General features: G+C 71.9%; 14 protein-coding genes and 2 tRNA genes. 7 read left to right on the top strand and 9 right to left on the bottom strand.

Annotated features, from left to right (window positions below; all coding sequences use genetic code 11):
• The first annotated feature begins 52 nt into the window (after positions 1-52).
• On the top strand, positions 53-826 hold the full coding sequence (locus IF06_RS0119135; protein WP_013477452.1) for a CPBP family intramembrane glutamic endopeptidase: 774 nt from the start codon (positions 53-55) through the stop codon (positions 824-826).
• An 85-nt stretch (positions 827-911) separates the two neighbouring features.
• On the opposite strand, the gene IF06_RS0119130 is transcribed toward IF06_RS0119135, so the two are convergent.
• On the bottom strand, positions 912-1,865 hold the full coding sequence (locus IF06_RS0119130; protein WP_030272624.1) for a hypothetical protein: 954 nt from the start codon (positions 1,863-1,865) through the stop codon (positions 912-914).
• Positions 1,866-2,425: 560 nt separating this feature from the next.
• Here IF06_RS0119130 and IF06_RS0119125 point away from each other — a divergent pair.
• The 3 genes from IF06_RS0119125 (at position 2,426) to IF06_RS0119115 (ending at position 3,999) form a co-directional block, all read left to right on the top strand.
• A tRNA-Ser gene (locus IF06_RS0119125) sits at positions 2,426-2,516 on the top strand.
• A 36-nt stretch (positions 2,517-2,552) separates the two neighbouring features.
• Positions 2,553-2,625, top strand: a tRNA-Arg gene (locus IF06_RS0119120).
• Positions 2,626-2,946: 321 nt separating this feature from the next.
• On the top strand, positions 2,947-3,999 hold the full coding sequence (locus IF06_RS0119115) for a polysaccharide deacetylase family protein (RefSeq protein ID WP_030272623.1): 1,053 nt from the start codon (positions 2,947-2,949) through the stop codon (positions 3,997-3,999).
• 108 nt (positions 4,000-4,107) lie between these two features.
• On the opposite strand, the gene IF06_RS0119110 is transcribed toward IF06_RS0119115, so the two are convergent.
• Positions 4,108-4,518 carry a RidA family protein gene (locus IF06_RS0119110; RefSeq protein ID WP_030272622.1) on the bottom strand — a complete coding sequence of 137 codons (411 nt, stop codon included), beginning with the start codon at positions 4,516-4,518 and terminating at the stop codon, positions 4,108-4,110.
• 78 nt (positions 4,519-4,596) lie between these two features.
• On the opposite strand from IF06_RS0119110, the gene IF06_RS0119105 reads away from it, so the two are divergent.
• Complete coding sequence (locus IF06_RS0119105; RefSeq protein ID WP_030272621.1) at positions 4,597-4,974, top strand: winged helix-turn-helix transcriptional regulator; 378 nt, start codon at positions 4,597-4,599, stop codon at positions 4,972-4,974.
• A 41-nt stretch (positions 4,975-5,015) separates the two neighbouring features.
• Here IF06_RS0119105 and IF06_RS0119100 read toward each other — a convergent pair whose 3' ends face one another.
• From IF06_RS0119100 to IF06_RS0119080, 5 genes are all read right to left on the bottom strand, one after another.
• Complete coding sequence (locus IF06_RS0119100) at positions 5,016-5,648, bottom strand: excalibur calcium-binding domain-containing protein (RefSeq protein ID WP_030272620.1); 633 nt, start codon at positions 5,646-5,648, stop codon at positions 5,016-5,018.
• A gap of 247 nt (positions 5,649-5,895) precedes the next feature.
• Positions 5,896-6,888, bottom strand: a complete 993-nt coding sequence (locus IF06_RS0119095; RefSeq protein WP_198039671.1) for a P1 family peptidase — start codon at positions 6,886-6,888, stop codon at positions 5,896-5,898.
• Positions 6,889-6,935: 47 nt separating this feature from the next.
• Positions 6,936-7,277 carry a DUF1330 domain-containing protein gene (locus tag IF06_RS0119090; protein ID WP_013289101.1) on the bottom strand — a complete coding sequence of 114 codons (342 nt, stop codon included), beginning with the start codon at positions 7,275-7,277 and terminating at the stop codon, positions 6,936-6,938.
• Positions 7,278-7,325: 48 nt separating this feature from the next.
• A complete protein-coding gene (locus tag IF06_RS0119085) occupies positions 7,326-7,856 on the bottom strand; it encodes a hypothetical protein (RefSeq protein ID WP_013289100.1) in 531 nt (176 codons plus the stop codon).
• Positions 7,857-7,928: 72 nt separating this feature from the next.
• Positions 7,929-8,570 carry a class I SAM-dependent DNA methyltransferase gene (locus tag IF06_RS0119080; RefSeq protein WP_036311128.1) on the bottom strand — a complete coding sequence of 214 codons (642 nt, stop codon included), beginning with the start codon at positions 8,568-8,570 and terminating at the stop codon, positions 7,929-7,931.
• Between the two features lie 130 nt (positions 8,571-8,700).
• On the opposite strand from IF06_RS0119080, the gene IF06_RS0119075 reads away from it, so the two are divergent.
• Together IF06_RS0119075 and IF06_RS0119070 are read left to right on the top strand one after the other, a co-directional pair.
• On the top strand, positions 8,701-12,174 hold the full coding sequence (locus tag IF06_RS0119075; RefSeq protein WP_030272615.1) for an NACHT domain-containing protein: 3,474 nt from the start codon (positions 8,701-8,703) through the stop codon (positions 12,172-12,174).
• Between the two features lie 41 nt (positions 12,175-12,215).
• Positions 12,216-13,136 (top strand): alpha/beta fold hydrolase, encoded by a 921-nt coding sequence (locus tag IF06_RS0119070; protein WP_030272613.1) that lies wholly within the window; start codon positions 12,216-12,218, stop codon positions 13,134-13,136.
• Here IF06_RS0119070 and fxsT read toward each other — a convergent pair.
• Positions 13,114-17,049 (bottom strand): FxSxx-COOH system tetratricopeptide repeat protein, encoded by a 3,936-nt coding sequence (gene fxsT / locus IF06_RS0119065; protein WP_013289096.1) that lies wholly within the window; start codon positions 17,047-17,049, stop codon positions 13,114-13,116. The two genes, IF06_RS0119070 and fxsT, sit on opposite strands and share 23 nt — an antisense overlap.
• Positions 17,046-18,236, bottom strand: a complete 1,191-nt coding sequence (locus IF06_RS0119060) for a TIR-like protein FxsC (protein ID WP_013289095.1) — start codon at positions 18,234-18,236, stop codon at positions 17,046-17,048. The genes fxsT and IF06_RS0119060 overlap by 4 nt, the downstream gene beginning before the upstream one ends.
• Positions 18,237-18,324 lie beyond the last annotated feature (88 nt).

Genomic DNA, 18,324 nt, shown 5'->3' with positions numbered 1-18,324 from the left:
GCACAGGCTGTGCGACCGTCCGGCCCGGTCGCCGAAGTGCTTTCATGGTCCGGTGACGGTTGACGAGCTGGCCCGTCCGGTCTCCCGCCGGATGCTGGGCACCGAGACGCTGCTCGTGCTCGGTCTGTCCCTCGGCCAGTCGGCCGTGTACGCGCTCGTCTCGCTCATCGCGAAGCTGACCGCGACCGGCGGACTGTCCAAGCAGACCGCAGCGCTGAACACCTCCGCGTCGGCCCGGCCATACCTCGACCTCACGTACCAGCTGCTCGGGATCGTCTTCGCGCTGCTGCCGGTACTGCTCGCCGTACACCTGCTGGCGCGCGACCCCGGCGACCCGGCACGGACGCTCGGCGTCGACTTCCGTCGGCCCGCCTCCGACCTGGCCCGGGGCGCGGGCCTGACCGCGCTCATCGGCCTGCCCGGGCTGGCGCTGTTCTGGGCGGCGGCGCAGCTCGGGCTCAACGCCACGCTGGTCCCGGCCGCGCTGCCGGACCTCTGGTGGACGGTGCCGGTGCTGATCCTCGCCGCCGTGCAGAACGCCGTGCTGGAGGAGGTGATCGTGGTCGGCTACCTGATCACCCGGCTGCGGCAGCTCAACTGGCGGATCGGCGCGGTGCTCGCCACGAGCGCGCTGCTGCGCGGCTCGTACCACCTCTACCAGGGCTTCGGCGCGTTCGTCGGCAACGCCGTCATGGGCGTGATCTTCGGGCTGTTCTACCTGCGTACCCGCCGGGTCGCCCCGCTGATCGTCGCGCACACGCTGCTCGACATCTTCGCGTTCGTCGGCTACGCGATGCTGCCGAAGTCCTGGTTCGACTGGCTCTGACCGCACGCGTTCCGTCCGCCGCCAGGTCGGGGAAGTGGCGGCATCGGGCCCGCCTGACCGCGCCGGCTCGCCGAACTGGTGTCGATCACGCCCGATACCGGGCGACCGCCCGCGCGGCCACCCGCCCGGCCGTCGCCGTACCGCCGGTCGCGGCCGCCAGCGCCGCCGCGCCCGGCAGCAACCGGGCGGCCAACCGCAGCCCGAGCCAGCCACCCGCCTGCGCGGCCACCGGCGTCGCCAGCCGCCAGGCCGCCTCCGCCACGCGCCCCCACGGACCCTCCGCCGGAGCATCAGCCGCCCGAGCCGCCGCCAGCGCCGCCCGCGCGGTGCCGTCGTCCGGGTGCACCAACGTGAGCACCAGCAGCTCGGCCGCCCGATCCGGATGCGCCGGATCCCGCCCGTACGCCGCCGCCAGATGCAGCACCAGGTTCGCCTGCGTCCACAGCACAGTCGCCAGCTCCGCGACCGGCGCGAACAGCCCGGCGCCCGCCGCGAGCGCCCCACCCGTACCGGCCATCCGGACGAACCGCCGGGTCGCCAGCCGGGCCACCCCGTCGGCGTCCGCCTCGGGGTAGGCCCGCCGGACCTGCTCCACCCAGGCAGCGGCCCGCGGCCCGAGCGCGTCGACCGCCGCCAGGGCCAGCAGCTCCGGCGCGAACCCGGGGTGGTCGCGCAGCTGCGGCCCCACCGCCCGCCAGCCCTCCACCGGGGTACGCGCGACGTCGGGTTGTGCGGGTGCCCGCTCGACGACCGTGCCGTGCGTCGGCTCGTCGGACTGCTCGGCGCGGGGTGTCGTGGTGTCGGCGGCGGCTGGACTCGCCGTTGCCGGGATCGCCATCGCCGCCGACGGGGTGGCCTTCGTGGTCCGGCGGGTCCGTCCGGGCGAAGGTGCGGTGACGGGACGCTCCGCCGTGACCGGCTCGGTGCCGTCGGGCTGCCGTTCGGTGGGTGTGGGCTCCGTCGTGCTGATCGCCGTCTCCTGCTTCGGAGGCGACGCCTTCCGAGTGGCCTTCTTGACCGCCGGCGCAGCCTTCTTCACAACTGGGGCCGCTTTCTTCGCGACCGGGGCGGCCTTCTTGGCGGCGGGAGCGCGGCGCGCCCGTTTCGGTGTTTCCTCCCCGGCCGGTGGGGAGACCGGCCCGGCCGGAGGCTCGGTGGCTTGCTGCTGCCTTGCTGTGACGGGCCTCTCATCGGCCGGGAGCGTGCCCTCCCCGGCGCTCGGCGAAGGGTCGGCGGCCGGGCGCGGGCGCGGCGCCGGCGGTGCGTCGGCGGCCGGCGTCGGCGGCTGGAAGACGACAGTGGGCGCCGCCCGGCGCGGACGCCGGGGCGGCGGTGTGTCGCTCGTCGCGTTCTCCGCGGCGGGCTCCGGTGTCGGTGGGTTGAACGTCGGTCGTGGGGAGCGGCTCCGCCGGGCCTTGGGGGCGGGCTCGCGACGGGGCGGATAGCTCGGCGGCTGCTCCTGCATATCGATGGAGCGTAGCCGTGGGCGTGATCTGGCACACGACGAAAACGCGGTCGGAGCGGCCGGTCCGATAGTCGCTTTGCCCCGGGCGGGTACGGACCTGTATCCTCGGGCGCGGTGACCTCGTGGGTCACCAGGGAGACTTCGCCTAGTCTGGTCTATGGCGCCGCACTGCTAATGCGGTTGGGGTCTTAAAGCCCCTCCCGGGTTCGAATCCCGGAGTCTCCGCGCGAAAGCCGGTTGTGTAGACTGGCTGAGCACCAGGCGCCCGTAGCTCAACGGATAGAGCATCTGACTACGGATCAGAAGGTTAGGGGTTCGAGTCCCTTCGGGCGCACAGTACAGGGAGAAGCCCCCGACCAGCCGAAATGGCGAGGTCGGGGGCTTTCTCGTATCCGTCTTCGGCGAGTTCGGCGCGGCTGTGGGAGCCACGGTGGGATCTACTGGCCCCTCGCTGATGCGCGACGGTGAACAGCCGGGCACGGGCCTCGTCGAGGGATTCCGGCACGTCGTCTAGGTACGTACTTCCGGAAAACTTCCGGAAAATCGTTGACGTGTTCGAAACGCCGCTGCGATACTCCGAGCGCCGGCAACATCAATCTCTGTCGATTAAAGCCATGCGTCGTCAGGTGTCACCCGTCCCGAGGAGGACCTGCGCATGTACGCCAGCATCGGCGGCTTCCGCCGCCCGTCCACCCCCCGAACATCGCGTCTCACCGTCCGGTTGGCAGTGCTCGCCTCCACCGTGGCGCTGATTGCCGCCGGTCTCGCGGTCGCCGCCACTCCGTCCAGCGCCGCCGTCTGCAACGGGTACGTCGGCCTCACCTTCGACGACGGGCCGACCGGCAGCACCAGCGCACTGCTGTCCGTGCTGCGCGCGAACGGCGTACGGGCGACCATGTTCAACGTCGGGCAGAACGTGCAGAGCAACCCGTCCGCCGCGCGGGCCCAGGTCGACGCGGGCATGTGGGTGGCCAACCACAGTTGGAACCACGCGCACATGACCTCGATGAGCCAGAGCCAGATGCAGTCGGACCTCTCCCAGACCAACTCGGCGATCCAGTCGGCGACCGGCGTGCGGCCGCAGTTGTTCCGCCCGCCCTACGGGGAGACCAACTCGACCCTCCAGTCGGTCGCCTCGTCGCTCGGCCTGCGCCAGGTGATCTGGGACGTCGACTCCCAGGACTGGAACGGCGCCAGCGTCGGCCAGATCGTCTCCAACGCCGGCCGCCTCCAGGCCGGCCAGGTGATCCTGATGCACGACGGCATTCAGAACACCCGCGACGCGATTCCGCAGATCATGGCCAACCTGAGCAGCCGCAACCTCTGTCCGGGCATGATCTCACCGAGCACCGGCCGAGCGGTGGCCCCGGACGGCACTCCGCCGCCGACCACTCCGCCGCCGACCGGCACGCCGACCACTCCGCCTCCCAGCGGCGGGTGCACAGCGACGGCGACGACCCCCAACGTCTGGGGTGACCGGTACAACACCTCGGTGACGGTTCAGGGGGCCGGCAACTGGACCGTGGTCGTGGCTCTGACGCCGCCGCAGCGGGTCTCCACCACCTGGAACGGCTCCCCCAGTTGGGACAGCACCGGTTACGTGATGACGATGCGGTCCAACGGCAGCGGCAACACCTTCGGCTTCACCACGATGATGAACGGCAACAGCAGCGCCAGACCCCAGATCCGATCCTGCACCACGGGCTGATCCCGGTGGCCTGCCCAGGCCACCGAAAACGGCTCAGGTGGGTGTGGCCGACCAGGTGCCCCTACGGTGAACTCCAGCTGACCCTGGACCGTAGGGGCACCCCGGCGCTCACTGCGCGATCGCTGTCGCCTCCAACTCCACCAGCACGTCGGGCTCGAAGAGGTGATCGACGCCGATCAGCGACGCCGGCGGAAGCGGCTGCGGGAGCCCGAGCTCCTCGGCGACCGACTCGATCCCGGCCATGAACGGCCCGATCTTCTCGGGCGTCCAGTCGGTGACGTAGAAGGTCAACCGGACCACGTCCTCGAACGACGAGTCAGCGCCGGCGAGGGCGCGGCCGGTGTTGCGCAGTACCTGCGCGACCTGACCGGCCAGGTCTCCGGTGGCGACGGGTGAGCCGTCGTCCAGTCGTGCCACCTGGCCGCTGACGTGGATGTGGCGCGACCCGGTGGCGACTGCCACGTGGTGGTACGGCGTGTTCGGCTGAAGACCGGCAGGGCTGAGACGGGTGACTGACATGTGGGCTCCTCCACTGGGCAACTGAGGTTTACCATTGATACCTAGTTGACGGAGGACACTTCAAGGAGACCTGGTTTCATGAGCGATACCGCCACCCCCGGTGCCGCCGAGCTGCGCATCGACGCACCGCACCGCGAGCTGCTCGATCAGGTGCTGGACAAGTGGTCGCTGAGCGTCCTGAACGAGCTGTGCGAGCGTCCGTGCCGCTTCAACGAGCTGCGCCGCGCGATCCCGGCGGTGACGCAGAAGTCTCTGACGGCGACCCTGCGACGACTGGAACGCAACGGCATCGTGGAACGGCACGTCGTGGCGACGCGCCCGGTCGCTGTCGAGTATCGGATCACCCCGCTGGGCAAGACGCTGCGTGCGCCGGTCGACGTGCTGCTCGAATGGGCCGACGCCCACATGGCGCAGATCGAGGACGCCCGACGGGCATTCGACGACGAGGTGGAGTGACCACCGGGGCGGCACCGCACGGTCCGCCCCGGCGTCGCGTGTCACTCGCAGACAGTGCCGTCGTTGTCCCGGTCGATGTACCAGTAGTACTCAGGATCCTTGCCCTGCCTGTACGGGCCGTACCCGTTCGCGTTCGCCTCCTTGCAGGTGCCGAAGCGCGGGTCGTTGCCGCCGCCCGAACTGCCGCCGCCGGTGCTTCCGCCGCCGGAGTCGCCGTTGCCGCCATCCGGCTCACAGGCCTCGCCGTCGAGGTCACGATCCAGCCCGGTCCGGTACCCCGGCTGGCCGCGCAGCAGCGGCGCCTTGCCGGCTGCGCGTACGGCATCGCAGTTCTTGTAGTAGACGGCGGGCTTCGTGGTCTTGCGCGGGGTCGGCTTCGACGCGGGCTTCGCGGTGGTCGGCGCGGCCGTGGTGGGTGACGGCGACGGCTCGGGCGACACGGTGCTGACCTCGGGCGCGGGGGCCGTGGTGGTGGGTGCCGCCACGGTCGGCACCTCCTGGGCGACAGCCTTCTCCGGTGCCTTGTCCGGTTCGGTGGCGGGGCCGGCGGCGATGCCGATGCCGAGCAGCCCGCCGCAGCAGGTGAGGACCGCGACGCCGCTGACGAGGAGCAGCTTGATCGCCGCGGGCTGGCGGCTCCACCACGACGGCCGTGGCGGTGGCGCGAACGGCATGCCGGGCTGATGAGGCGGTGGAGGCGGCGGGCCCTGCCCGTGCCACGGGTTCGGGGGAGGGATTTCGGTCACAGCGGGCAGTGTGGAGCGATGTGTCCGCACGGGAGTGTCGCTGAGCCGACAGACCGGCCCTTACCGGCGCGATAAGCGACGAAGTGGTGGGCAGCTGCCGGAATACCGGCATCGATGCTGCGGATGATCGGACTCGGCCCCTCGCCGAACGGCCGACGGCGAGGGGCACAGTGGATCAGGCGTACGGCCGGGCCGTGAGCCGTCCCGCCGCCGCCAGCCGCTCGACGGCGGCCCGGTGGGGAACCGCGTGACTCGTTCGACCGCCCACACCGGTGGTGGTGACGGCGGTGAACAGCGAGTTGAGCAGCGCCTCCTCCACCGCGTCCAGCACGGCGGCGAAGACCGGATCGATCGCGCCGTCCGGGATCGGCGGCTGGTCCGACGTGGTGAACGCGATCGCGTAGTCGCCGCTCGTGGTGCTGAAGGACGCACCCACCCGGGCCATCGCGAACACCGCCCGGCGGGCGAGCCGCCGGAGCTGGCGTGCGTCCAGCGGTACGTCGGTCGCCACCACGATCATGCACGAGTTGCCGGGTGGTTCGGTCCGGTCGGAGGCCGGGACCAGCTCGTCGACCGGTAGCGGCACGCCGAGTGCGGTGAGGACGCCGCCGAAGTTGGACTGGACCAGCGCGCCGACCGTCCGCGTGCCGCCGTCGGTCCGGACCGTGCGGGACGAGGTGCCGATGCCCGCCTTGTAACCCAGGGCGGTGGTGCCCGCGCCGGCCCCGACACAGCCCTCGGCGGGAAGCCCGTCGGTCGCCCCCGCGACGGCCGCCAGGACGTGTTCCTCGGTGATCGGGCGGCGGCGGATGTCCGACAGGTGCCCGTCGTTGGTCTCACCGACCAGCGGGTTGAACGACAGCCCGTCCGGCCGGCGCTCCATCAGGTGCCCGAGCAGCGCGTCCGCCGCCCGGAACACCGACAGCGTGGCGGTCAGCACGACCGGGGACTCCAGTACGCCGAGCTCGTCCACCTGGGTCGAGCCGACGAGCTTTCCGTGGCCGTTGCCGGTGTACACCGCCGCGGGCAGCGTCCACCGTCCGGGGCCGAGCCCGCTCGGCACGATTGCTGTCACGCCGGTGTGCAGGTCGGCGTCGTCGTCGACGGTGGTGTGACCCACCAGGACGCCGGGGACATCGGTGATCGCGTTGTGCGGCCCGGTGGGCAGCGACCCGACGACGATCCCCAGGTCGCGGGCGCGCCGGCCAGGCCGGCTCAGGAGGCCGCCGCCCGGATCGCCTGCACGATGCCGGTCGGGGAGTAGTCGTCGGGGACGCCCTCGACCAGGATGATGTCGCCCTCGATATGCCGCGAGCGCAGCGGCGCGATCTCCTGGTAGGCGGGCGAGTCCCACCACGCCCGCGCCTCTGCGATGCCCGGGAAGCCGAGCATCACGACGGCTCCGGGCCAGTTGCCCTCCTTCACCTCGTGCGGCGTGGCGTGCACGAGGAAGCGGCCGCCGTGCGGGGCGAGGGTGCCGGGGAGCCGCTCGATGTATTCGGCGATGTCCGGGTGAGGGGCGGCGTCCTGGAGGTGAGCGATGGCGTACGCGGGCATGGTGTCCTTCCGGCCGTCGAACTCCGAACGCCGATCCTGACACAGCGGTCAGCACGCTTTCTCGCCCATTTCGGTGAACTCGTCGAGCGGGACCGTTCGCAGCACCTCCCCGCTGTCGTCGAAGTCGGTGACCAGGACCGAACCCGGCCGCAGCTCGGCCAGTTCGGCGATCCGGAAGTCCACGCCCTCGGTGCGGAAGCTGTTGTCGTGGGTGGCGCCGGAGACCCGGAACGCCGCCTGCCCGTCGGCCACCGGCCCGGGCGGGAAACCCTCAAGGGGTACGAGGGCAGGCGCTGCGGCGTCGCGAGGCACGTCGTACTTCCGCCTCGGCCAGTACGGCCGCTCCGGTGTGGGCGCACCGGGCGAGGCGGACTCCGCCACGGAGGTGAGCACCACGAGGTCGGGCGGCCGGTCCGCGCACCAGGCGAGCGCCGCGTGCGGCCGGCCGTGGGCGTCCACTGTGAGGCCGGTGACGCCCTTCACCTCCGGCGTACAGGAGGTCAGTCCGGCCAGCACGATCAGGGCGGCGGCCGGTGCCGCGACGGCCCGGCGTGTCCTCGTACCCCTTCGTGCGGCCATGCTCCGACGGTGACAGTGCCGTGTCACCCCGCGATCCGCGTTCGGTTGCGGCCTGGTGACGATGGTGCGCGCTCAGGCCCCGGAAGCCACGGCCGCGACGGCGGCGTGCGGGCGGTGGGCGTCGTCCAGGCGCGTCAGACGCTCGACCTCCGCGAACCCCGCCTGCCGCAGCCGCGCGGAGAACTCGTCCACCGGCCAGCGGTACGCGGTGGCGACCTTGTGCTCGAAGGCACCCACCTCGTCACCGACGAAGATGCCGGCCACGAGCGGTCCACCCGGCACGATCGCGCGGCGGAACTCCGCCAGCACGCCGTCGAGGTCCGGTGGCGGGAGGTGGATCAGTGAGTACCAGGCGAGGATGCCGGCGACGGAGTGGTCGGGGACGGCGAGGTCGTCCAGTGACCCGAGCCGGTATGCGCAGTCCGGATGCGTCGCCCGCGCGTGCGCGACGAACTCGGGAACCATGTCGATCCCGGTGGCGTCGACGCCCAGCGAACGGAGATGGTCGGTGATGTGACCGGGCCCGCATCCCAGGTCGAGCACCGGGCCGGTCCGGACGGTCAGGTGACGGCCGATGAGGGCGAGGTCGTCCGCGTGGACGTGGCCGGTGGTGCCGAACAGTTCGATGTAGAGCGGCGCGACCGCCCCGTACGCCTGCCGTACCCGTGTGTGGTCCACCCGTCGATCATAGAGGTCGGTACGCCTTGGCCGCATTTACCAGATGAATGAGATGAATGAATGGAAAAGTCGTCGCAAAGCCGCCGCCCGGTGAGGAATCGATAGCTTTCCGTCACTGAAGTTTCTATCCTTGAAGAATCCGATCGCCAGCAGCGGAAGGGGCGGCATGCCGCGCCGTTCGAGCCTCAGCTATCGAGATGCGTTACGACTGCTGGCCCCGGGCAGCGCGCGCATCACCGAGACCGACAAGGTCGTCAGCGCGGGGATCCTGGGCGCTGGGGCCCTCTCCCACGGTACGGCGCTCGCGCTGCTCGGCCCGAAGAACGCGCTCATGCAGCTCGTCCGGGACGCCACCGGAAACCAGGCCGGGCGCATCCGGGCAACCGGCGGTAAATCGTATTACGAGCTGCTGGAGGCCAGCCATACCGTGCTGGCCCTCTCCGCGTTCTTCGACGGTTTCCGCGACGAGGTCGGGCCGGGTTTCGACAGGCTGGAACTGACCGACGAGGAGAAGGTCGGCATGGTGCCGGCCGAGCGGCGGCACCACACGCTTCCGCAGGAGATCGACGGCGGCTACTTCCCGCTGCCCTCCTCCGTGCACGGCATGGACGACACCCGGCGGGACGTCGAGGCCGCGTACGTCAAGCTCTACGACGCCACCATCGCCTTCTGCGAGGGTCTCGCCGCCTGGCCGTCGGTGCGGCGCGGGCTCGACCTCACGTCGATGCGCTCCCGCGTGGTGGGCCGGGCCATGTGGCACTACGAGGACCGCTTCGACCGGCTCGCCGCGGACCTCCCCGAGTTCGGGTTCCGGATGATCCGGCAGGCGATCGAGCACAACCTGATCGACAACCGGAAGCTCACCACCGAGGTCTCGGCCCGGCTGGACGCGCTGGCGCAGCTCTACCGCAACCTGGACGAGCTGTCCGGTCCGGTGGCCGCCGACCGGCCCGACCTGCTCCGCGAGTCGCTCGACCGGCTCACCGGGTCGCTGGCGGCGGTGTTCCGGCAGCCGCTGCTGCGGATCAAGGACGTCGACTTCCACCTGCGGCTGCCGAACGTGGACAGCGGGTTCATCAGCCCCGACTTCCGGGCCGCCGAGTACGGCAAGCACACGTCACCGGAGCGGGAGCACTGGTGGGAGGACCAGCCGCGCCGGGGTGACCTCGTCGGGTTCCTCTCCGAGTATCTGACCGACCCGGCGAGCCTGCACCGTCCGCTGCTGCTCCTCGGCCAGCCGGGCGCCGGCAAGACGCTGCTGACCCGGGTGATCGCGGCCCGGCTGCCGGCGAGCCGGTTCACGGCGATAGTGGTGCCGCTGCGCCGGATGTCCGGAGACACGTCGCCGACCGAGCAGATCGAGGCCGCGATCGAGCAGGTGATGGACGAGCGCATCCGCTGGGCGGACCTGCGCCGGGCCACCCAGCACACCACCGTCGTGGTGATCTTCGACGGGTTCGACGAACTCGTCCAGGTCACCGGCACGGCCCACTCCCAGTACATCGACCGGGTGGCCGAGTTCCAGGAGACCCAGTGGGACCTGGGCTACTCGGTCATCCCGATCATCACGTCGCGGATCCTGGTGATGGACCGCGCCAGCGTGCCGCAGGGCACAGTGCTGGTCCGGCTGGAGGACCTGACCGACGCCCAGGTGACGGCCTGGCTGACCGCCGTGAACGCGGCGAACGAGGACCGGCCCGGCTACCGCCGGCTGTCCGCCCGGGAGCTGCTGTCCCACGGCGAGCTGGCCCGTCAGCCGTTGCTGCTCACGCTGCTGGCGATCTACTACAACGAGCACTGGGCGGACCGCCGTCCCGGCGCCGCCATCTCCCGATCCGACCTGTTCACCGGCCTGCTCACCGCGTTCATCAGGCGGCAGGTGAGCGAGAAGGCGCCGACCGCCCTCGCGAACCACGAGCGGGAGGCCCGCGAACACCAGCTCCGGCGCGACCTGGCGATCACCGCGTTCGCCATGTTCAACCGCAACCGGGAACTGGTGAACCGGGCCGCGCTCCGTCTCGACCTGGACTGCTTCGGCTCCGGGCCCGGAGACGGCTCGCGCTTCGAACTCGGCGACGTGCTCGGCCCGGAACAGCTGGTCACCGCCGCGTTCTTCGTGGTGTACGGCCCGGACGACGTGCAGGGCGAGGACGCCCGGCGCACGTACGAGTTCCTGCACACCACGATCGGCGACTTCCTGATCGCCGAGTACGTCATCGGGGCTCTGCGGAGCCTGGCCGTGCTGCGCCGGCACACCCGCAGCCCGGCCGGCTTCGGCTACCAGCTGGACACCGGCCAGTTCCGGGCGCTGCTCTCCCACCAGCCGCTGGTGAAGCGCGAGGCGGTGGTGGGCTTCGCCCGCGAGCTCGCCTCCCGCCACCCGGAGGAGCTGGACGGGATCGTGGAGACCATCGCCGGCCTGCTGGCCGAGGCCCGGCAGCGGACCAACCTGGCCGGCGTGGACGGCTACCGGCCCGCGCCGTACGACCCGGTGCGGCTGCTGGCCGCGTACACCGCCAACCTGGTCGCCCTCGCCGCGCTGGTGTCACCGGACGGCGTACGCCACACCGACCTGATGGACGAGGCGACCTGGGTGTCGACAGTCCGGCTGTGGCGGGCGGGACTGGACGAGAAGGGCCAGCTCGCGATGATCAGCTGGCTCGGCCGGGACGCCGACGGCCGGATCATCGCCGAGCGGCGGCGCGAAGGCCGGGGCGAGACGGTGAACGTGGCGGCCGAGGAGGCGCGGCTGCTCGGCGACATCACCACCTACGGCCAGTTGCAGGCGGGCGCGCGGACGTGGCGCGGCCAGCAGCCGGACAGCTTCGAGGCCGGCCGGTTCCACGCCGACCTGGTGTCGCTGGCCACCCGCCGCTGGCCGGTGCCGTCCCTGCACCAGCTCATCCTGTACGACGAGCGCAGCTACCGGCGGCTGTGGGCGCGTGCCGTCGAGTCACCGGAGGCGGTGTCCAGCACGAGCGCCACTGTCCTGCTGGAGTGCCTCGCCGAGGACGGCGCGCAGTTGCCCCGCGAGGTGGTGTGCGGGCTGACCCGGGTGGCGCTGAGTCGCCTGCCCGACTCGCCGACCGCGCCGCCCGAGCTGATCATCTCGTGCCCGTACCTGATCGACGAGTTCCCGGAACTGGTCGACTCGCTCGGTACGACCGACGACCACGCGGTGCTGCACGCGCTCATCCTGCGGCACGGGCTCCACCGGCTGCCGCAGCGGTACGTGCCCCGGGTCCGCCGGGTGCTCACCGACATCGAGGACCGGCTCGCGGAGCTGCCGCTGGAGGACGGCGTGGTGTCGGCCGAGATGGCCGAGCAGTTCGCCGCCGCCCGGGTCGACAACCGCACCGCGCTGTGGCTGCTGATGGCGTTGAGCGAGTACGCCGAACTGGCCTGGCCGAAGATCCCGCCGAAGACGATGCACGCCCTGCTCGCGCACCGGCTGCCGGACGAGTTCCTCGACGAGGCGAGCCTGTGCCGGCTGCTCCTGGACTACCTGCGGGCCTACGACCGGGTGCCGGCCGAGGTCTCGCTGGCATCAGCCCTCGACACGCTGCGCGTCCTCGCAGCATCCGACCAGTCCGATCACACCGGGCGGACCGGCCAGATCCCGGCCGCCGGGGCGGTCTGACCACGCCACCCGTACCGCCACCACCCGTCCGGAGGCCCCGATTGGCACACTCGCCCAGGCACCGAGAGCACATCGTCCGGACGGGAAGGAGGAACCTGGCGGTCGACATCGCCGGGGCGGAACGCGGCTGGCCCGTGTTCCTGATGCACGGCACACCCGGCAGCCGCAACGGTCCACGACCACGCTCCATCGTGCTGCACCGGCTCGGCGTACGGCTGATCTCGTACGACCGGCCGGGTTACGGCGGCTCCAGCCGGCTGCCCGGCCGCCGCGTCGCGGACGCCGCGGCGGACGTCGCGGCCATCGCCGACGACCTGGGCCTGGACGGGTTCTCGGTGGTGGGGCGCTCCGGCGGCGGCCCGCACGCCCTGGCCTGCGCCGCGCTGCTGCCGGACCGGGTACGGCGGACCGCCGTCCTGGTCGGTCTCGCCCCGGCCGGCGCGGCAGGGCTGGACTGGTTCGGCGGCATGACCGACGCCAACGTCCGGGACTACGGCGCCGCCGAGCACGACGTGCCGGTGCTCGCCGAGCAGTTGCGGCTGCGGGCCGAGCGGACCATGGACGACCCGGGCTCGCTGCTGGCGCTGCTTGTCGAGCAGATGACCGAGGCCGACCGCCGGGTGGTGGCCGGCGTGCCGATCCGCCGGCAGCTCACCGACGCCTACGCCGAGGCGCTGCGCCAGGGGCCGCACGGCTGGATCGACGACGTGCTGGCGCTACGCGCCGACTGGGGGATCACGCTGGCGGACATCCGGATGCCGGTCCGGCTGTGGCACGGCGCCGACGACAACTTCGCCCCGGCCAGCCACACCCGCTGGCTGGCCGAGCAGATCCCCGGCGCGCAGTTGCAGGTGCAGCCGCGCAGCGCGCACTTCGGCGCGGTGGAGGTGCTGCCGGAGATCCTCGCGTGGCTGGCCGACCCGGTGGAGCGGACCGCTGTCAGATCGGATGCGGGTCGATGATGCGCCGCTGCAACCGGCTCTCCCGGACGGCCTCGACCGCCGGGTGGTTCTCGCCCAGCCGGTAGGTCAGCTCGCGGGTGACCGCCTCCAGTTCCGCCCGCCGGCCGCTCTCCACCCGCTCCTGCATCACCACCAGGTTCGCCCGGCAGCGCAACGTGTTCGTGTGGTCGCGGCCGAGGGTCCGGACCAGCCCGTCGTGGGCGCGCCGCAGCAGGCTCAGCGCCTCCAGGTCCGCCGCCTCCCGGCCTTCCGGCGGGTCGGGCTGTTCGGCGATGCAGATGCCCTGGTTCATCCAGCCGGAGAGCGGGTACGGGTGCCCGCTGCCCAGCACGCCGGCGAGCGCGTCGGCGGACCGGCCGGCGAGCTGCCGCGCCTCGGCGAAGTCTCCGGCGCGGCGGGCCACCATGGCGAGGTTGACCATGCAGACCAGGGTCAGCGGGTGCGCCGGGCCGAGGTTGCGCTGGTAGATGCGGTGCACCTCGGTGAGTTCCCGGCTGGCGCGCTGGAACAGGTCGACCGTGAGCAGGTTGATCGACAGGCTCAGCCGGCAGGTCAGCGTCTCCGGGTTGTCCGGCCCGAACCGCTCGTTCAGCAGCTCGTACGCGGCTTCGAGGAGCTTGCCCGCCTCGACCGCGTGCCCGGCCGCGCGCAGCGACACCGCCAGGTTCGTCTGCGTCCGCAGGGTGATGAGGTGTTCGGGCCCGGCCGTGTGCAGCAGATCCCGGTGGACGCTGCGCAGGCGGGTGACCGACTGCTCGAAGTCGCCCGCGTCGCGCATGTCGATGCCGACGTACGCGGAGGAGGCGAGCGTGTCCGGGTGGTTCTCCCCGAGGATCGCGCGGCGCCCGGCCAGCACCATCTCGTCGTTCTTGCGGGCCTCCCGGAAGTCGCCCATCAGGCGCTGGGTGCTGGCGAGGTTGTTGAGCGCGGCGAGGGTACGCGGGTGCTCCTCGGTGAAGTTCCGCTTCCACGCGTTGAACGTGATCTCGTCCAGGCGCAGCGCCTCGTTGTACATGCCCATGCCGCGCAGGTCGCGGGCGAGCCCGCCGGCGGTCATCAGCGTGTGCGGGTGGTCCTCGCCGAGCAGTTCCCGCTGGGCGGCGAGCACCTCCTCGTCCAGCGCCCGCGACTCGGTGAACTGCCCGAGGAAGGCGAGGATGTTGGCGAGGTTGAACTGGAGGTGCAGCAACTGCCGGCGCAGGTCGTCGCGCGCCCGCGCGTCGTCCTCCTCCGCGAGCATCTGCTCCCAGGTCTGCGCGACCTCCTGCCCGAGCCGCCGGCCGGTCTCCAGGTCGCCGCGCAACTGGAGGTAGCGGACCCGGTCGATCATCAGCGCCCGCACCTCCACCTTGCGGCTCAGCGGCGCCTTCGACGCCTCCAGGTGCGGCCAGATGACCCGGAACCGGGGCCAGCCGTCGGGGTCGTCGACCTCGCCCTCGGGCCGGGCCGCGGCGAGCACGAGGTGGACCTGCTGGCGCGCCTCGTCGAGTTGCGCCTCCGTCATCCGGGACCGGACGGCGTGCTGGAGCAGGCGGTGCATGAGCACCAGGCCGCCCCGGCCCCGCTCGCCGCCGGACGGGTTCTCGGCCCGCAGGTCGACGCGGACCAGCGCGAGCCGGTTGGCCTGCTGCACCAGCTGCTGGCGGACCAGCCGCTCCTTCGCCTGCGGGTGGAACGGCACCAGCGCCTCGGCGAACTCGTCGCTGTAGACCAGGTCGGCGGAGATCTCGGGCGCGAACACCGAGCAGAGTTGCAGCACCCGGTAGGCGGCCGGGTTGCGGGTCCGCAGGTGGTTGAGCGACAGCTCCCAGGTGGCCTCCACGGAGACGTTGCTGTTCGGCTCCATCACCGCGCCCGGTCCGAACCTGGCGATCTCGTTGAGGTAGCTGTCGACCGAGTGGCCGGTGTCGGCGAGCCAGGCCGCGGCGGCGGTGACAGCGATCGGCAGGTCGCCGAGCAGGGCGGCGATCCGGTCGGCCTGGTCGACGCGCATGGTCGGCACCCGCTCGGTGAGGTGCTGGATGCTCTCCGCGCGCTTGAACACGTCGACCTGAACGGTGGTGGCCCGCTCGACCCACTGCAGGTTCCGGGACGTGATCAGGACGTGGCCCTTGCCGTCCGGCACGTACGGCAGGACGCCCTCGACCTCGTCCGCGTTGTCCATGATCAGCAGCCAGCGGAGGTCGGTGCGGCGCAGCGCCTGGAGCACCAGCCGGGCGTTCTCCCGGTTCGAGTCCGACGACGGTACGCCCAGGTAGGGCGCCAGGTCACCGATGGCCGACTCGATGAACGGCACCTGGTCGGCGTCGATCCACCACACCATGTCGTACGCGGCGCGGTAGCGGTGGGCGTACTCCAGCGCGAGCTGGCTCTTGCCGATGCCGCCCATGCCCTGCAACGCCACCGGCCCGGTGCCGGAGAGCACCACCTTCGGGCTGCTGCGCAGCAGCGTCCGCAGCTCGCGCAGGTCCGCCTCCCGGCCGGTGAAGCGCTTGTTGCGGCCCGGCACCTCGAACACCGTGTTGTCCCGGCCGGGGAACCGGGGACCGGTCGGCAGTTCCAGGTCGGCCGGCACGCCCTCGCGGCCGACCAGGCGCAGGATCCGCGCGGCGGCGGTCCGCGCCTCCAGCCCGGCGACCGAGACGGTGTGCGCCGCGGGTACGTTCGCCAGGCGCCGCACGTCGGCCACGTAGACGACGAGCGGCGCCTGGTCGGGCGAGCGGTCCGGCGCGGCGAGCACCGCCTCCTCGGTGGCGTTCGCCTCGGAGACGATGATCAGCTCCCGGGCGCTCCGGGGCGTCTCGTCCTCGGCGAACCACGGGTCGGTCACCCGGACGTCGGCCGAGACCAGCAGGTGACCGATCCACTCCGCCCACACCCGGTCGTACGGGGCGTGCCGGAGCAGGATCTCGTTCTCCACCGAGTTGGAGGTGCGGGTGAACCGGGCGTTGACCCGCTCGCGTACCGCGCTGCTCATCGGCGGCAGCGACTCCACCTCGCCCCGGGTGATCTCCCGGGCCAGCACCTCGTACGCGGACAGCAGCGACCCGTTGACGCCGGGCTGGTCGGCGAACGTGGCGAGCAGTTCCTCGTACGCGTAGAACGCCTGGTAGGGCACCTGCATCCGGGCCCAGTACCGGTCCCGGTCGGCCTCGCTCATCCCGCTCGGCAGACCGCTGAAGCGCTGCCGCGCCACCGCCCGCCCGGTGTCCGCCTTGACCTTCTCCGCCGGGTCGATCCGCATCGGCACGGGCAGCACCCGGATCCGCCGCGACCCGTAGCGGTGCTCGACCAGCCGCGCCACCTTGGCCGCGCCGGTGATGCCCTGCTCGCTGAGGGTGAAGCAGGTGACCAGCACGTCCGGCAGCTGGATGGTGCAGATGTCGGCCACGTCGGAGAAACCGGTGCGGCTGTCGATCAGCACGTAGTCGTAGTTGCGCTTCATGTCGGCGCGCAGCGCGTCGAAGAAGTAGCCGCCGCCCTGCCGCTCGTAGAACTCGTCCCAGTTCATCCCGGCGAGCGCGCCGGCGTAGTCGTTGTTCTGCTGGCCCGCGCCGAGGAAGTCCAGCGTCCCGTCACCGGGGAAGTTCGACCAGTTCAGCGAGAACGAGTACTTGTGCACGCGGGCGTACTGCTCGTGCCAGCGGTCGTCGCCCTTGTCCTGCTTGGTGGTGGTCGCCCACTCGTACTCCCGGATCAGGTCGATCACCCCGCCGGTGCTCTCCAGGGCGTCCCGGTCGATGAACGGCGCGAAGAAGCGCGACAGGCCGGGGGACTCCAGGTCCCAGTCGACTGCGAGCACCCGCTTGCCGTTGGCGGCGAGGATCCAGGCGACGTTCGCCAGCGCCATCGTCCGGCCGGTGCCGCCCTTGTAGGAGTAGAAGGTGACGACCTGTCCCTCGCGTCGGGTCATGTGTCCACTCCCTCGTCGGGCGGCGGGTTCTCCCAGAGCCGGGGTTTGCTGATCGGCCGTCCCGGCGGCGGGTAGGCCGGTCTCGCCTCCAGGTAGCGGCGGCGCATCCGGTCGACCAGGCCGTGGATCCCGGCCCGCCAGTCGTCGTAAGTGGTGATCGCCAGTGGGCGTGCCGCGGCCGGGAAGATCTCGATGGCCCGGTCGAGCAGCACCGCCGCGTGGGAGCGGCGACCGGGTGCCGAGTCCTCGATGATCACCACGACGCCCACCCAGCGGTGCAGCGAGGCGACGGCCGCGCGGACGGCCTCCGCACCGTCCGGCGTCTCGACCACCCGAGGATCGATCATGAGTACGCCCGGGCAGCCCCGGAACAGCCCGGCGTCCGGTACGAAGTCGCGGACGTCGATCGGCATCCGCAGCCGCTGCACCGCGTCGGTCACGTCGTCGACCACCGGCGGCCGGTCGCGGAACGGGCGCCACCGGCCGGCGTGCGTGTCGGACCGCCCGTTGAGCCGTCCCGGGTCGGCCGGTTCCTCGGGCGCGATCACCACCGCCCGGAACGGCACCTCGCTGGTCGGGGACGACGGCAGATCGGTCGGGCCGGTCGGCGGCTCGGCCGGTTGCAGCGGCGTCTGCTCGGCGGTGTCGACGATGTGCTGGGCGAGCCGGCCCAGCACCTCCTTGTAGGCGTGCTGGAACTTCTGGAGCCGGCAGAGCGCGCTCATGCCGTTCGCCGCGTACGCATCCACGTCGGCGGCCATCGCCACCGCCCGGGCCTGGTCCGGCGCGTGCACCGCGGCGGGCGACGGGATCCACAGGACCGGCAGGATGTTGTCGCCGTCGGCCGGCCGGCCGGCCCGGATCAGCCGTTGCCGGAACCACTCCCGTTCCCGGCGCGAGTCGTCCCGGTTGAGGTAGTCCGGCGAGTACAACGGCACGAACACCTCGGCCTCGGCCAGCGCGGTGCGTTTTCGTTCCGTCCGGTCCTCCGGCGGCCGCACCATGAAGTCGGCGAAGCCCTGCCGGCGTAACCGGTCGCCGGGCCGGCCGTCGATCGCCAGGTTGAGATCGTGGTAGAAGCGGCGGACCCAGTGGTCGCCCGGGGTGCGGTCGTTGTGTGTCGGCGGGGGGACGTAGCTGAGGAAGAAATAGGGCGGGCCCGGCAGCGCGGGCCGCTCAGAGGTCACGACGACACGACCGTTCCACGGGAAGTGCGCCTGACCCCCAACCGGTAATGATCACGCGCTGCTCCCCAGTCGACACGATACGGCGTCT

The sequence above is a fragment of the Micromonospora globosa genome, from assembly GCF_000717585.1.
In the GTDB taxonomy this organism is placed as follows: Bacteria; Actinomycetota; Actinomycetes; order Mycobacteriales; family Micromonosporaceae; genus Micromonospora; species Micromonospora aurantiaca.
Note: the sequence above shows the minus strand (reverse complement) of the source record. Positions and strands in the feature narration are given on the sequence as shown.